The sequence below is a fragment of the Anaerotardibacter muris genome (assembly GCF_943192915.1).
Classification (GTDB): Bacteria; Actinomycetota; Coriobacteriia; order Coriobacteriales; family Eggerthellaceae; genus Anaerotardibacter; species Anaerotardibacter muris.
The window spans coordinates 144,700-159,885 of record NZ_CALPCD010000004.1; the positions used below are offsets into that span (position 1 = coordinate 144,700).

Annotated in this window: 16 protein-coding genes; 9 read left to right on the forward strand and 7 right to left on the reverse strand. The window is 54.7% G+C overall.

Annotated elements, in window-relative coordinates; all coding sequences use genetic code 11:
* Positions 1-74: 74 nt before the first annotated feature.
* The 7 genes from feoB to ruvC form a co-directional block, all read right to left on the reverse strand.
* On the reverse strand, positions 75-2,738 hold the full coding sequence (gene feoB / locus NFR25_RS04910; protein WP_251198134.1) for a ferrous iron transport protein B: 2,664 nt from the start codon (positions 2,736-2,738) through the stop codon (positions 75-77).
* 127 nt (positions 2,739-2,865) lie between these two features.
* Positions 2,866-3,087 (reverse strand): FeoA family protein, encoded by a 222-nt coding sequence (locus NFR25_RS04915; RefSeq protein WP_251198135.1) that lies wholly within the window; start codon positions 3,085-3,087, stop codon positions 2,866-2,868.
* A gap of 31 nt (positions 3,088-3,118) precedes the next feature.
* Positions 3,119-3,328: a FeoA family protein gene (locus NFR25_RS04920; RefSeq protein WP_251198136.1), complete on the reverse strand. Its 210-nt coding sequence runs from the start codon at positions 3,326-3,328 to the stop codon at positions 3,119-3,121.
* A gap of 94 nt (positions 3,329-3,422) precedes the next feature.
* Positions 3,423-3,890, reverse strand: coding sequence for a hypothetical protein (locus tag NFR25_RS04925; protein ID WP_251198137.1), 468 nt, complete (start codon positions 3,888-3,890; stop codon positions 3,423-3,425).
* On the reverse strand, positions 3,891-4,886 hold the full coding sequence (ruvB, locus tag NFR25_RS04930; RefSeq protein ID WP_420840609.1) for a Holliday junction branch migration DNA helicase RuvB: 996 nt from the start codon (positions 4,884-4,886) through the stop codon (positions 3,891-3,893).
* Positions 4,887-4,968: 82 nt separating this feature from the next.
* Positions 4,969-5,553 (reverse strand): Holliday junction branch migration protein RuvA, encoded by a 585-nt coding sequence (gene ruvA / locus NFR25_RS04935; protein WP_251198139.1) that lies wholly within the window; start codon positions 5,551-5,553, stop codon positions 4,969-4,971.
* A gap of 87 nt (positions 5,554-5,640) precedes the next feature.
* Entirely contained in the window at positions 5,641-6,159 is a 519-nt protein-coding gene (gene ruvC, locus NFR25_RS04940; RefSeq protein WP_251198140.1) for a crossover junction endodeoxyribonuclease RuvC, read from the reverse strand.
* A 234-nt stretch (positions 6,160-6,393) separates the two neighbouring features.
* On the opposite strand from ruvC, the gene cpaB reads away from it, so the two are divergent.
* The 9 genes from cpaB to NFR25_RS04985 are packed head-to-tail and all read left to right on the forward strand — an operon-like array spanning position 6,394 to position 15,174.
* Complete coding sequence (gene cpaB, locus NFR25_RS04945; protein ID WP_251198141.1) at positions 6,394-7,137, forward strand: Flp pilus assembly protein CpaB; 744 nt, start codon at positions 6,394-6,396, stop codon at positions 7,135-7,137.
* A 9-nt stretch (positions 7,138-7,146) separates the two neighbouring features.
* Positions 7,147-8,775, forward strand: coding sequence for a P-loop NTPase (locus tag NFR25_RS04950; protein ID WP_251198142.1), 1,629 nt, complete (start codon positions 7,147-7,149; stop codon positions 8,773-8,775).
* A gap of 59 nt (positions 8,776-8,834) precedes the next feature.
* On the forward strand, positions 8,835-10,193 hold the full coding sequence (locus tag NFR25_RS04955; protein WP_251198143.1) for a TadA family conjugal transfer-associated ATPase: 1,359 nt from the start codon (positions 8,835-8,837) through the stop codon (positions 10,191-10,193).
* Complete coding sequence (locus tag NFR25_RS04960; RefSeq protein ID WP_251198144.1) at positions 10,163-11,137, forward strand: type II secretion system F family protein; 975 nt, start codon at positions 10,163-10,165, stop codon at positions 11,135-11,137. The genes NFR25_RS04955 and NFR25_RS04960 overlap by 31 nt, the downstream gene beginning before the upstream one ends.
* Positions 11,137-12,075 carry a type II secretion system F family protein gene (locus NFR25_RS04965; RefSeq protein WP_251198145.1) on the forward strand — a complete coding sequence of 313 codons (939 nt, stop codon included), beginning with the start codon at positions 11,137-11,139 and terminating at the stop codon, positions 12,073-12,075. The genes NFR25_RS04960 and NFR25_RS04965 overlap by 1 nt, the downstream gene beginning before the upstream one ends.
* 24 nt (positions 12,076-12,099) lie before the next feature.
* Positions 12,100-12,315: a Flp family type IVb pilin gene (locus NFR25_RS04970; RefSeq protein WP_251198146.1), complete on the forward strand. Its 216-nt coding sequence runs from the start codon at positions 12,100-12,102 to the stop codon at positions 12,313-12,315.
* On the forward strand, positions 12,315-12,533 hold the full coding sequence (locus NFR25_RS04975) for an ATP-binding protein (RefSeq protein ID WP_251198147.1): 219 nt from the start codon (positions 12,315-12,317) through the stop codon (positions 12,531-12,533). The genes NFR25_RS04970 and NFR25_RS04975 overlap by 1 nt, the downstream gene beginning before the upstream one ends.
* 17 nt (positions 12,534-12,550) lie before the next feature.
* Positions 12,551-13,048 carry a TadE/TadG family type IV pilus assembly protein gene (locus tag NFR25_RS04980; RefSeq protein ID WP_251198148.1) on the forward strand — a complete coding sequence of 166 codons (498 nt, stop codon included), beginning with the start codon at positions 12,551-12,553 and terminating at the stop codon, positions 13,046-13,048.
* Positions 13,033-15,174: a molybdenum cofactor biosynthesis enzyme gene (locus NFR25_RS04985; RefSeq protein WP_251198149.1), complete on the forward strand. Its 2,142-nt coding sequence runs from the start codon at positions 13,033-13,035 to the stop codon at positions 15,172-15,174. The genes NFR25_RS04980 and NFR25_RS04985 overlap by 16 nt, the downstream gene beginning before the upstream one ends.
* Positions 15,175-15,186: the final 12 nt, after the last annotated feature.

Sequence of the window (15,186 nt, forward strand, 5' to 3'; positions counted from 1 at the left end):
TCCCGGACACTTTGGGGACGGGTCCCATTCTGTCCCAGACAGTTTGGGACCTGTCCCCCGATCGGTTCGATCGATCAGCTTTCGGCGGATACCGAAGAGATGCCCTCCTTGCCCTTGTACTTATTCTTGCGGAAGAGCAAGTAGATGAAGGCGATAGCAAGCACAGCTGCGATGATGGTGAACACGCCGAAGGTCGCTTCACCTGTTGCTAGGCCTGCGAACTGGAAGATCCACAGCGCCACAACCCATGCAAGTCCGCACTGGTAACCGATGGCTGCCCAGAACCATTTGCGGTTGTTCATCTCGCGCTTGATCGCACCCATTGCTGCGAAGCACGGAGCGCACAGAAGGTTGAATGCGAGGAACGAATACGCGACGACCGGCGTGAAGGAGGCCTGAACATTGGCGTACCAGCCAGCATCGCCGTTGTAGAGGATGCCGAGCGTACCGACCACGTTCTCCTTCGCGATAAGTCCCGTGACCGCTGCGGAAGCCGCTTGCCAGTCTCCCCAACCCAGGGGATTGAAGATCCAGCAGATGAGCGTACCGAGCACGGCGAGGATGGAATCATTCTGGTCCTCTACCGCCATGAACACACCGTCCACAACACCGTAAGAGGAGATGAACCAAACCAGGATGCATGCCAGCAAGATGATGGTGCCAGCCTTCTTGATGAATGACCATGCACGCTCCCACATGCTACGCAAGACCGCGCCCACGGTGGGCATATGGTAAGCGGGCAGCTCCATGATGAAGGGAGCAGGGTCACCGGCGAAGAAGCGGGTCTTCTTCAAGATGATACCCGTGCACAAGATAGCTGCGATGCCCAGGAAGTATGCCGAAGGAGCAACCCACCAAACGCCGCCGAAGACCGCTGCCGCGAACAGGGCGATGATCGGCAGTTTCGCACCGCACGGGATGAACGTTGTGGTCATGACCGTCATGCGGCGATCGTTCTGATTCTCGATGGTGCGCGATGCCATAACGCCTGGCACGCCACAACCCGTACCGATGAGGATGGGCACGAAGGATTTGCCGGACAAGCCGAAGCGACGGAACACGCGATCGAGGATGAACGCGATACGAGACATGTAGCCGCAGCTCTCAAGGAATGCGAGCAGCAAAAACAGCACGAGCATCTGCGGGATGAAGCCCAAGACCGCGCCAACACCAGCGATGATGCCGTCAAGAATAAGTGCGGTCAGCCAGTCGGCTGCATCGATCGCAGCAAGGCCTTCTTCCACGATGACAGGGATGCCAGGAACCCAAATGCCATACTCAGCAGGGTCGGGAGCACCGCCTTCAAGCTCAGCTTCGTACGCTGCTGCGTCTACGATCTGGGTAACATCTTCGCCCGTTTCTTCATCAACTTTCGTGTATTCAGCCATGATGCCTGCTTCTTCGGCATCTTCGATGAAGGTTTCGGATTCAGGATCGAGGCCCTCCTCTTCTGCTTTCATCTCGAAGGCAGCGATAGCGTCTGCGTCGCCTGCATAAGGAGCGACGATGTCGAGGGATTCCTCATAGGTCGCTGCGTCAACTTCAACGAGCTCATTTTCGCCCGTTTCATCGTCGAACGCCTCATAGGTGCCGATGATGCCAGCTTCTTCAGCTTCTACCAGGAAGTTGTCGGATTCAGGATCGAGACCTTCTTCGATCGCAGCCTCATCGAATGCTGCGATGTTCTCTGAAGCTTCGTCGAATTCTTCCACGACCTCGGCGTATTCATCGCCGCCAGATCCTAAGAACCAGCCATCGCCGAAGACGCCGTCATTGGCCCAGTCGGTCGCGAACGTGCCGACCGTAGAAACGGAGATGTAGTAGACCAAGAACATGACGACCGCGAAGATGGGCAACGCCAAGAAGCGATTGGTCACCACGCGGTCGATCTTATCGGAAGTGGTGAGCGCATTCACATCATTGAGCGAACGCACCTCGGGCATGATGGATGAGATCCAGGTATAGCGCTCGTTGGTGATGACGCTTTCGGTGTCATCGTCATACTTCTTTTCGATGCGCTCGACGATGTCCTCCACCTTGGGTGGATTCTTCAGGCTCTCGCGGATCTTCTCATCCTTTTCGAGCAGCTTGATGGCATAGAAGCGCAGCAGATGCTCAGGAACGTTATTGACCTCGCCTTCCTTTAGCTCTTTGAGGTCGGTATAGGCGTATTCGAGCGAGCCTTGCAGGCGCTCGATGATCTCGGTGATCGCATCTTCCACTTCACGCGAATACGGCATCGCTTCGATACCAACGGTCTGAGGAATGCTCTTCAGACAGTTCACGATCTGGTCGATGCCTTCGTTCTTCAGCGCCGAGATCTCAACGACAGGAGCACTGAGCTTCTCCTCGAGCGCTGTGATGTTGATCTGATCGCCACGCTTGCGCACCACGTCCATCATATTGACCGCAACCACGACCGGAATGCCCATCTCGAGCAACTGCGTAGTGAGATAGAGATTTCGTTCGAGGTTGGTGCCATCGATGATATTCAGGATCGCATCAGGATCTTCCTTGACCAGGAAATCGCGCGCGATGACCTCTTCAAGGGTGTAAGGGGAAAGCGAATAGATGCCAGGAAGGTCGATGACCTCGACATCCTTATCTGCTTTGAGCTTGCCGCTCTTCTTCTCAACGGTAACACCAGGCCAGTTGCCAACGTATTGGTTCGCGCCAGTAAGTGCGTTGAAAAGAGTCGTTTTACCGCAATTCGGGTTGCCAACAAGTGCAACTCTCATGTGTTCTACTCCTTTATTGTTACCTATGGTTAACTCATACTTCAAAAAATTGGCGCATCAAATGCACCACGAATAAGGTCGCGTGATAGGAGCTAGCTCCTCACCTATGACCTCTTGATCTGGGAGGCTAGGAAACCTCGACCATCTGCGCATCTTCTTTGCGCAACGACAGTTCGTAGCCGCGAATGGTGACCTCCACCGGATCGCCCAGCGGGGCAACCTTGCGAACATACACAGAAACGCCCTTGGTAAGACCCATGTCCATGATGCGACGCTTCGTAGCACCAGAACCCGTGAGCTTGGTAACCGTTACGGTCTCGCCAGGCTTGACTTCGCGAAGAGTTTTCACATACCCTCCCTTCTCTATCGTTCGATAGCGTTTAGATGACGATATTCTTGGCCAGATCCGATGCGAGCGCTACACGGGAGCCCTTCACATTCACGATCAGGTTGCCGCCGATCCGAGAAACGACCTGGATCGGTTCCCCAGGCACGAACCCCATGTCCTCCAGATGATGATGCATGTCGCCCATGCAATGAAGTTGTTTAACGTGATATACGCCGTTCTTCTTTACTTCTGCCAAGACCATTGGTGTTCTCCATCCTGGATGCGCGAACATTGTTCGCTTAAGTTAACTTGTAGAAGATGTTAACCACCTGTTACTTTTGCGTCAAGCAGAAAGATCAAAATTGTTCGAGATTTTCGTTGAAAGAATCTTCTTCGTCTTCGAACCACTCTTCATCAGCAGATTCTTGATCATCGAAGAACGCCTCCAAGGCTTCGGGAGAGACATCCGATTCGTCCACCTCAAAGCCATACGCACGTGCCAGCGCCTGAGCCTGCCCTTTTCGCAGTTCCGCTTTCGCATCAAGACCAGCATCGGTAAGGTATTGCGACTCCAACATGAGCGTGCGCGAGATATAACCGATCAGCTGAGGGTCGGTCTGGGAAAGCTGGACCATGGTAACGAAAGTCTCAGGGGCCATCTGCAAAAGCAGGGAGCCATCGATCTCGGTCGAATTATCGAGCGCCGCTTCGAGCAGCTCAGCTGCACCTTCGGGGTCATCAGCCCCCTGTGCGCGCAAGATGCTATCACGCACCGCAATAGCGAGCGCTGTGAACATGCGCAGCAGATAGTCTTGTTGAAGCATCTAGAAGACCCCCTCAGGCGGTTTGATGCCCAGATGCTCATAGGCGCGCAAGGTGGCCTGGCGCCCCTTCGGGGTGCGTACGAGCAACCCTTGTTGCATAAGATAGGGCTCATAAACATCTTCGAGTGTCTCGGGCACTTCGGAAAGTGCCGAGGAAAGCGTGGAAAGACCGACAGGACGACCACCGAACTGACTGCAGAGCATATCCAGGATGCGATTATCGACCGAATCAAGACCGAGCGAATCGACCTCGAAGAAGCTCAGAGCCTCGGCCGCGCAATCTTCATCGATGGTGCTAGCGCCCTTGACTTGCGCCCAGTCGCGCACACGCTTCAGCAAGCGATTCGCTAAACGCGGTGTACCGCGGCTGCGGCGTGCGATCTCCAGAGCACCATCTTCGGTGATATCAACGTCCAAGATGCCCGCAGAGCGGCGAATGATCTGGCCAAGCTCTTCAGGTTCGTAATAGTTCAAGCGAAATGAGATGCCGAAACGATCGCGCAGTGGACCGGTGAGCAGACCCGTGCGCGTGGTCGCACCGATGAGCGTGAAATGCGGCAGATCGAGCCTGATCGATCGTGCCGCAGGCCCCTTGCCCACCACGATATCGAGCACGAAATCTTCGAGCGCCGGATAGAGGATCTCTTCCACCATGCGGTTAAGACGGTGGATCTCATCGATGAAGAGCACATCGCCCTCTTCAAGATTCGTGAGGATCGCAGCCAGGTCTCCCGTGCGTTCGATGGCTGGGCCACTGGTAACCTTGATGCGCGTGCCCATCTCATTAGCAACCACGCTCGCAAGCGTGGTCTTACCAAGACCCGGAGGGCCCGAGAATAAGATGTGGTCGACCACATCCTTGCGCTGGCGTGCCGCTTCGATAAGGATGAGCAAGCTTTCCTTCACCTTCGGCTGGCCGATGTATTCATCGAGCTTTTGCGGGCGCAGCGAACGATCGAGCACCAGATCTTCTTCTTGCAGATCGACCGAGGCCATACGCGCAGAAGGCGCTTGACCATCATCAGACGATGCGTCGTATAGAAGATTCTCTATTTCGAAAAGATCTGCCACGTATTCCCTATTCTCCTAAGCGCTTGAGCGCATAGCGCAAGAGCTCTGAATCATTCGCACCTTCAGGCGCACCCTTGAGTGCCAGTTCCGCCTCAGCTGACGTGAAGCCCATGGAGAGCAATGCATCAGTTGCTGCGCTGACCGATTGGGTATCAGGCTCTGCAGGAGCGAAAAGCGGACCTATCGCACCCTGAGCCAGAACATCTTTCAATTCTAGAACAATTCGCTGAGCTGTTTTCTTGCCAACCCCAGGAATCTTCTGAACAGCAGCCACATCCTGCGCCACGATGGCACCAATGAGCTGTTGTGGTTCGAAACGTGAAAGCGCTGAAAGCGCCACCTTCGGACCCACGCCCGATATGGTGATGAGGCGCTCGAACAGCGCACGCTCTTCTTCGTCGATGAAGCCATAGAGGACAAGCGCATCTTCGCGCACATACATATACGTGAGCACCTGCACCTGCGACCCGATGGTGCCGAGCTTCGAGATGGAGATGAGCGACATGGACACGCGGTACCCGATGCCATTCACTTCGATGACGACACCCTCTTCGTTAGTCGAGACCAAGCTTCCTTTGATGAACGAGATCATTGCGTAGTGTTTCCTTACTTATAAAATGCCACCGACATGATGCATGATGCCCATCGACACGATGCCTGTCACTTTGCGGTCTAACGTCTATTGTCCCGAAGCGCGCTTCAGCCGCCTGCCATCGAGCGCATGAGTCGCGAAGCAGATCGCCGCAGCCAACGCATCAGCAGAATGGTCGGGCGATGGGATCCTATCGAGCCCCAGCACCTGCTTCACCATGTATTGGACCTGCTCCTTTTCGGCGCTACCCGTACCCACGATAGCCAGCTTGATCTGGCTGGGCGAAAATTCCTCCACGCAGATATCTTCACTGGCACATGCTACCAATGCCGCACCACGCGCCTGCCCCGTTGCGAAGGCTGCCGTGATGTTCTGCCCGAACCACACGGTCTCGATACCCACGCAGGTTGGCTGAAAGCGCTGTACCACAGCCGTTATCTGTTCATAGATCTTGCGCAAGCGAAGAGAGAGTGAAGAGGACGAACTGGTGGAGATGCAACCATAAGCCACACAGGTCATACGTGGGCCGCTCTGGTGCACGATACCCCAACCAGTATTCGCAAGCCCGGGGTCGATACCTAATATGATGCGCTCAACAGGCTGCATTCAAGATCCTTAGATCGAAAACAAACATTTGTTCGTATGATAGCACAGTCTTGCGCTCTGCAATACCTAATTTATCGTTTCCCTCGGATCACTCGACTCCTTGCCCTTCCTTTTAAGCCTATGACCTCGAGATTTCAAATTTATGTGAGTTATATCTAAGTATGACATCAGTTTTTCTTCAAATTTCATTAAGGTCCGACTCTCACAATGAAGGAACCGACCGAAAGGGCTCTTATGAAGAAACGACTGTTGATATGCGGAATCGTCTGTGGGCTCGCATGCGCGGTGTGCGTCTTCCTCTACACCGAGATGGTCTATGCCGAAGCCGACTCCAAGCGCAATGAAGCACTTCAACGCTATGGAGGTGAACAGGTTGAGGTCTTAGTGGCCACGCGTACCATTCATCCGGGCGAAACGCTCAGTCCCTCGAATTGCACCACGAAGACCTGGCTGAGCGATCTTCTACCCGAAGACGCGCTCCTTAGCCTTGATGACGCTGAAGGCAAGCAAGCTACTTCGCTCATCTTGCAAGGTGAAGTGGTATCGAATAGCCGCTTCAACAACGAGACCAAAGAGCTCGATATTCCCGCAGGGCTCGTAGCTATCGCGCTTCCAGTTGATGACGTGCAGGCGGTTGGTGGCAGCCTGAATGCAGGGAGCAAGGTAGACGTATACGCCACCGGTAGCAAGACCACCTGTTTAGGCCGCAATCTTGAAGTGCTTGCGACCAGTGCTGGCAGCGAAGAGAGCTCTTCGCGCTCGAAGATCACCTGGGTGACCCTTGCAGTAGAACCTGAGAAAAGCCAGGAATTCGTGGCCGCTTCACAATCCATGGAGATCTACTTCACGCTCCCATCAGCTAAGCCAGCTGCTTCTGCGTTCGCTGAGAACGATGCAGGGCAAGCTGCAGACAGCAGCGAGGCCAGCAATGAACGCTCTGCCAGCACCACTGCAAATTCCCCAACTGCCGATGATTAAGGATCAACCATGCGCAAACAAGCTTTTCGAACACTTCAGCCCACCCTCTCACCTGGTAAGGAGAATCAGAACATGAACAAGAAGATCGCCCTTTGCGCTGATTCAGAATGCCTACGAAACCCAAGCGGTCTTGGCTTAAAAGGAGAGCGCATCCTAGATCAGACCTGGCTCGTTGCCTTCGCCGATGCGCTCATCGCGCGCCAGTACTTGCGTGAGCACGCCGTTGATGAGACCTGGGTGGTCTCGAGCGATTCAGTGGATGGCATCAACTTGGCCGCTGCGCTGAAGAAGGACAATGCGTGCAACAACATCCGCTTGTTCCTCTCTTCGCCTTCTGGATCGAATATGAGCCGTTGTCAGAATGCAGGCATCGTTCCCATCTGCGGAAAAGGCGAATTCGCACATCTTTATGCCGCGCGCAAGCGTATGAACGCCGCAGATTCGATCGAAGCTTCGTACACCCCTGCAACGCCCTCTCCTCACGTGACCGTGCAGCGTATCGAACGTGACCGTACGCAGGATACCGGCCCACTCCCCACGGTAGAGATCGAAGAAACACCAATACCCCGATCCGAACAGTCTCCTTCGCTGCCAGATATCCCCAAGCGTATGGATTTCGGCATGGCAGCGACCGCACCTGCCCAAACCTATGCACCTACCCCAACGACAGCATCAGCAGCCACACCAACTCCTGAGCTGACATCTGCACCTATGCCCGTTCCTACCCATGCGTCTGCAACAACATCCATCGAGACTCCTGCGAACAACGCGCTTTCTGGCAGTAAGCCTAAAACCCTCTCCACGACCGAAGAAGGTGCCAACATCGTATCCATCGTGAGTGGTAGCGGCGGCACGGGCAAGAGCAGTGTCTCAGTGCTTACCGCTCTACTAGCTCAGAACAAGGGATTCCGCACGCTCATACTCGATGCGGATCTCCAGTTCGGCGACCTGCAATACCTTCTTGGCTACAAGCACCCTCTTGACACGAGCGATATCCTCATGCGCCCGGAACAGATCGAAACACTGCTCAAGGTGGACACCTGGCCAGCGCTGCTCTCTGCTCCTGCACGATTAGAACATTCCGAATTGATAGAGAGCAGGATCGCAGAGCTGCTTGGCTATCTGAAACCCCATTTCGACCTGATCGTGGTGAACACCGCATCTTTCTGGTCCGATCTACAGATCCAACTGCTCGAAGCTTCCAACCATGTCTTCTTCTTGCTCGACCAACGGCCTTCTTCGATACGTGCGTGCAACCACGCCCTTGATCTGTGCGCACGTTGCGGCATCGCTACTACTTCGTTTTCCTATCTGTTGAACTTCTGCTCGAAGAGATCCTTACTGAGCGCGCTCGATGTTTCCTGCGCACTGAAGGGAGCGAAAGTTCATGAGATCAGGGACGGCGGCGCAGAAGTGGGTGAATTACTCGGCGCGGGTATGGCGCACAAGCTTGCCAAGCTCAACAACCCCTTCTGCGCAAGCGTCGAATCTCTTCTGAAAGAGACCGTCTTCCAGCGTGCGAAACCATCCCTTGCACCAACTAACGAACCCACTGTTGCAACGCCTGAGAGATTCGGGCCAACCAACGTAAAGGCGAAATTACGCGCCCGGCAAAAGCGCCGTGCAGCATGCTTTTAATCCAGTGCGCAACCGCATCGTTTTCCTATTCCTGATCAGCCCTCAAGAAAGGAGGGATCATGTCGCTGCTCGAAAGGGTCAATCGAGCCCAACAAGCCAATCAACATAAAGATCGCATCATCGAAGCGGTCCCTACTACGCATACCTCTTCTGTACTCGACAAGGAATTCGAAGAATTGCGCGAAGGGGTGCAGCAACATCTTTCTTCCTTTGATATGGGCACCATGATCGCTCGCAACCCTTTACAAGCACGCAACGAGATCAACCATGTTTGCACACGCGTATTCGAAGAACGCCCATGGATAGGCAAGACCGTCCAAGAACGAGAGACCCTTACCAACCGCTATCTCGACAGCGTATTCGGCTTAGGGCCACTTGAAGAATTATTGGCTGATGGTCGCATCACCGAGATCATGGTCAATGGCACAAGGTCACTGTTCTACGAGGCCGATGGCGTGCTTCACGAATCGTCTAGCTGTTTTCGTGACAGCAGCGAAGTCTATGCGCTCATCGATCGCATCATCAGCCCTCTAGGTCGACGTGTAGACGAAACATCACCCATGGTCAACGCACGCCTCGAACAAGGTCATCGCGTGAACGCCATCATTCCCCCGCTCTCACTCGACGGACCCATCCTTACCATACGCAAATTCCGCGAGCAATTCTTCTCACTGGAAGACATGGCCGAGCTTGGATCGTTCGATGGCGATACGCTCATGTTCTTGCGTTGGGCCGTACAGAATCACTGCAACATCGCCGTTTCAGGAGGCACAGGAAGTGGCAAGACCACGCTGCTCAATGCTCTATCCTCGTGCATCTCGGAAGGTGAGCGCATCATCACTATCGAAGACTCGGCCGAACTGCGATTCACCACTCATCCACATGTAGTGCGCCTTGAAGCGCGACCGAAGAATATCGAAGGCTTCGGCGAAGTGACCATCAAAGACCTGGTCATCAATGCCCTGCGCATGCGACCTGATCGCATAGTAGTAGGCGAATGTCGCGGCAGCGAAGCCCTCGATATGCTCCAAGCCATGAATACCGGTCACGATGGTTCGCTCACTACGCTACATGCTAATTCGCCCAAAGAAGCCATCAGTCGTCTTACCACCATGGTGCGCTATGGCGTGGACCTACCCGTAGAGGTGGTCGAGCTGCAGATCGCTGAAGCGCTCGACCTGGTAGTGCAGACCAAGCGCGACCCGAACGGTAAACGCTACCTCAGCGACATAGTGGGATACTACTACGATCCTGCAGCCAAACAATGCACCACGCTCGACTACTTCCAGCGTCCGCTCTGGAGCGAACCTGGCATCTGGAAACAAATACCCACCTGGGTCGATTCGCTGCCCACCTTCAGCATTGCCACCCTTGAAGAGGTTGAATCATGGAAACAACGCGTATCATCGGCGGAATAGCGTTCGTTGCAGCGTTCTTCGCGGCAGCTTGCCTGTGCATGTGGCTCGCGAATGCGCTCACGCACTCTCGCACTCTATCTGAAGCCGCATTGCTCTCAGGCGCAGAAAGCTCTCGTATGCACTACCTTCTGCGCAATGGTATCCGTCCATTCGAACCGCTCGCCCGAGCGCTCGTGAAGGTCCCTGCTATAGAACGATTCCTGGGCAACATTCGAACCACCCTGGCAGAACGAGGGGTCACCACCTATACCACCTCGCTCGCAAGCTTGATGGTTGGCATATCCATCATCCTGTTTGCAGGAGGAATGCTCCTTTCGGGATCTTGGGTATTCGCGATCACCGCCATCTTCTTGGCGATCATCGCCTTGAACACGTGGGTCACCAAACAGCAGGAGCTCTACAAGACGCGTTTACGCGAAGAATTGCCCGCTGCGCTCCAGGGTATGAATGCATGCTTTTGCGTAGGCTATTCGCTCCCCCAGATCTTCGATCAAGTAGCGCTAGACCTGGAAGGTCCCCTGAAGCAAGTCTTCTTGCGAACCGCTGCGGTGATCAATGCAGGCGGCACCGTCGAAGAAGCGCTTGAAGTGCTCAAGCACCAGACCAACGAACCTGAGCTATTCTTTCTTGCCACCGCACTCGAGATCCAACACCGCACTGGTAGTAGCCTCTCTCAGGTGCTCGAAGTAGTACGCCAGTCCGTGAGCGACCAGCTCGAGCTGAAACGACTGCTCCAAACGCAGACCGCACAAGCAAAGCTCTCTGCTCAGATCGTCACGATCATGCCCTTCGTGCTCATCGGTATCTTCTCTCTTATCTCTGAAGGCTTCCTCGACCCCTTCTTCACCAGCACCATCGGCATCCTATTGCTCTGCGCCGCTATCGCCATGCAAGCGATCGGCATCGTGCTCGTACGAAAGATCCTGCACGTGGAGGTGGCCTGATGGAGACCGCGATGATCATCCTCGGCATCACGAACGCATCTATTGCGGGCACAGCGCTCGGTTACTGGGGGCTTGCAAAACACGAAGAGCAGAGGATCGCGCGAGCTTATCGGCTGCAAGCAGGGGCGGATCAGCACACGCGGATCGACCAAAGGATTCTCGAAGTTCGGGGCGTGTACCGAAGTGTGCTCTTGCAAGCCATCAAAAATTCACTTCCCGCCGATGAAGCACGAAAGCCCGTAGGCAAGTTCTGGCTGTTACGGGCAGACGCGCTCACAGAAATGCTCCCCAAAGCAGGTCTTGCTGGTAGCGTGAACTTGGAAGGCTGCGGGCGAACACGACGCAACCTTGCTCTTGGCGGAGCGCTTGGAGGCCTTGCTATCGGCGCATTGTTCTCGGAGATGCTCGCAGGCATCCTCTGCGTAGCAGGCTTCATCTTGGGATTTCAGGCACTTCATGCAGCCCTCAAGCAGGAGATCGAAGCGCGAGCATCCGTGGTAGAGCAAGAACTCTCCCAGCTCATCGAAGTGCTGGTGCTCGGCCTACGCAGTGGATTGAGCTTCGACAGATCGCTCGAATTCTATTGCCAGTACTTCTCTGGCGGGCTCAGTCGTCTCTGCGCTCTCCTGCAGACCCAATGGAACCATGGGCTCATCACCCGCGAAGAAGGATTGCGCACGCTTGCGGAAAGCTATGACTCGAGCCTGCTCGAACGAATCATGGAAAGCATCATCCGTGCGCTGCGTTTCGGTACCTCGCTCGCTGAAACGCTCAGCAACGCCGGCGCCGAGATACGTGCGACTCGTAAGACCAAGCTTGAAGAGCGCGTAGCCAAGGCGCCCGTGAAGATGCTCATTCCTATCGGCACGCTCATTCTTCCCGCCATGCTCATCCTTATCCTCGGCCCAGTGCTGTTGGAATTGATATCTGGATTCTAAGACCCGAACAAGAAAGGAAATACTATGTTCAACGCCGCAAGACAATGGATCTCTCAAAAACACCAGGAGCTCGCCAAGAAAGCGATCAATCTTTGGGTACAGGAAAAAGGACAAGGCACGACCGAATACGCGATCTTGGTCGGTGTGCTCGTAGTGATCGCCATCATCGCCATCACGCTGTTCAGGCCCAAGATCCAAGAGCTTTGGGATGCTATCTCAAGCGGCATAAACGGACTGTGATGTGCGCATCTTCCCGCAAGCAGAACGATCCCGAATGCGGCCAAGCAAGCGTAGAGTACGCCATCGTGCTCACAGGGTTCTTAGCGCTCGTCATCGCACTAGGTGCACTGCATTCCTTCCTCGAAGAAGGGCAGATCGTCGAGCATGCTCTGCGCGCTTCATCCCATGCCATCGAGGATGTGGATTTCGACACCGTGAAGGATGTGATGAGCGTCTAACTTCAGGGTGTGCCTACGTGCGGCAATCTGGACAAGCAACCGTTGAAGCTGCCTTCATGATCCCCATGATCCTGCTCTGTCTGCTGTTGCTGATCCAGCCTGGCATCCTGCTCTACACCTACCTGGTGATGCAAGGCGCAGCTGCTGAAACCTGTCGCATCGTTGCCACGGAATCACTGCTGGAGCAGAACGCCGAAGCGGTCGAGGGCTTTGCAAAACGCAAGCTTTCAGCCGTTCCTCAGCAGGAGAACTTCCACGTACATGACCCACTCTGCACATGGAATGTCTATTACGAGGGCAACGAAACTTCGAACGGGGTCCTGGTCCAGATCTCGAATGAGGTGAGGCCTCTTCCCCTGTTCGACTTTGGCTTAGCTGCGCTCGGGCTGCTCAACGAAAGAGGCAATTTCGTATTGAAGGTCACGCATGAGACCACCACCAAAGCCACCTGGGTACAGAACAACCCGATCGGCTCCGACCCGACGCAATGGATAGAACGATGGAACGATTCCTAGACAATCTTGAACATATCCTTCATGACGAAGACGGCTTTTCGACCGTAGGGGTCGCGCTTGCCCTTCTCATCACCCTTGCGCTCATATTCACCTCAGCGCAAGTCTATGAAGTGAGCTCCGTCTCGAGCGATATCCAAGAAGTGGCTGATGCCGCAGCCCTTGCTGCCGAGAACGTTGTAGGTGAATACTGCGTGGTTGCTACGCTTTGCGATGCTATCGCACTCTCCCTTTCGCTCTCTTCGCTCTGTTGCTTGGGCTTGGGCGTGGCCGCTGCTTGCACACCGGTCACTGCCTCATTTTCCGAATCGCTCATGAAAGCTGCGCAGAAGCTGAGAGAAACTCAGCGAAACTTCACCCAAAGAGCTCAAGACGCACTCGAGCGTTTGAAGGTCATCTTGCCTTTGGCGGCTTCGGCTAAGGCAGCAAGCGTCATAGGTGGTAATTCCAACGTACGATCGGGCGCAGCTTATACAGGTGTTGCGATCTTGGTCCCGTGGCAGACCGACCCGCTCGAAGAACAAGATCACAGCCTCACTGACAAAGCTTTCGAAGCGGTCGAAGAGGCCCAGACCATGCTCGCCGAGCTTGGTCTAGAAGCTGAAGATGCTGCCCACGAGGCCAACGCCATCAAGGAAGCAGCCTACCGATACGACAGCGGCAGCGAAAGTGCTTATTGCATGTATGAACGCGCGAAGAACCTCGCCCATCTTTCGGGTGCAGATAACCCTTATTATTCCTCATCGGAGACCTGGGATTTCGAAGTGCCCCTCGAGCGAGCACGAACCTATTACCGCACTCGCGCTCAGATCGAAGTGGCGAACACCTCGTCTGTTGCTGAACGAGCACGATCGTCCCTGCGCAAGCGTTTCTATCAATATGCCTCGAGCGAACTCGAGAAAGGCTACGTGAACCAAACGTCTGAAAGCTTCGATGCCTACTTCCCGCTCCTGCCTAAGAACACCGAAGAGATGAAGCAGACCGTTCTCTATACCGAAAGTCGCTACCCTATCTCTATCGCTGCGTCAGGAAAGAAGATGATGCACGCCTACGATGGCTGCCCGACTTATATCCAAAGTACCAAAGAGGGGCGCGGCTCTATTGCGCAAGCTGACCAAAATAGCGCTTTCGAGACCTGCCCTTCTTGCGAGTTCACAACTTCCAGCATGGGAAGCGTTGCCGCTGCTTCGAGCTCGATCGATAACGGGTTCGAATACCATTACCGCAAAGTAGCCGAACTAGCACAAAGCTACGAAGAGGAGCGCAAGAAGCTCGATGAGAGATCGAGCGCCCTAAAAGAAAGAGCGCAAGGACTGATCGATACCATCGCGAAAGCCCTTGAAGAAGTGAAGGGTGCGCGGATCACCATCGATCCACCAGGAAAATATGGTGCGATCGCCTTCGTGGTGACCACCGACCCTGGCCAGTCGAGCTTTCTTTCGCGCTTTGTAGATAGTCCAGGAGAATTCCGGACTCGCGCTGCCATGTCAGGCGCTACCCTGCTGCCCGAATCAACTGAAAGCGGCAAGACCGCGATCAATAGCATCCTGGATGGATATGCTGAAGCCGGAATGGGAGGCGGTGTCGCCAATGTAGCCCTCGATCTATGGTCATGCTTGCTCAAGGGATATGGAGAAGGTCAGAGTGCGCTTGGTGAAGGCATGAGAAACGCCATCGATGCGATACCACTGGCTAGCGAAAGTGGGCTTGGCCAATGGGCCGCGGAAAGCTTCGAGACCGTGCTCGGTGATCTCGGACTTCAGCCTACGGATCTTTCACCTCAGAAGGCTGTTCTCGTGAACACGATTCATATTGCACGCGCTGATGACACCAACTTCGGCGCGCAACTGGTCGAAGTGAAGCAGTCAAGCCTAGGTCGCAATTCCATTGGTGAGCTTTTTTCCTACACGCTCTCGCAAGCCGAAGGTGCAGTGACCGGAGCTATCGACGATGCTGATTTCACCATAGAGATCGCGACCATCCAGATCGTGCAAGGATCCCTCGAGATCCCTATCACCGTGTCGCTACCACAATCCATCAAAGATGCAGCAACCAACTCGATCCATGAGGCATTTTCTGCGCTCGATCAGGCGGTATCTTCCTTCGTTCATGGACGGAGGTGGCAATGAGGCTCGATTCGA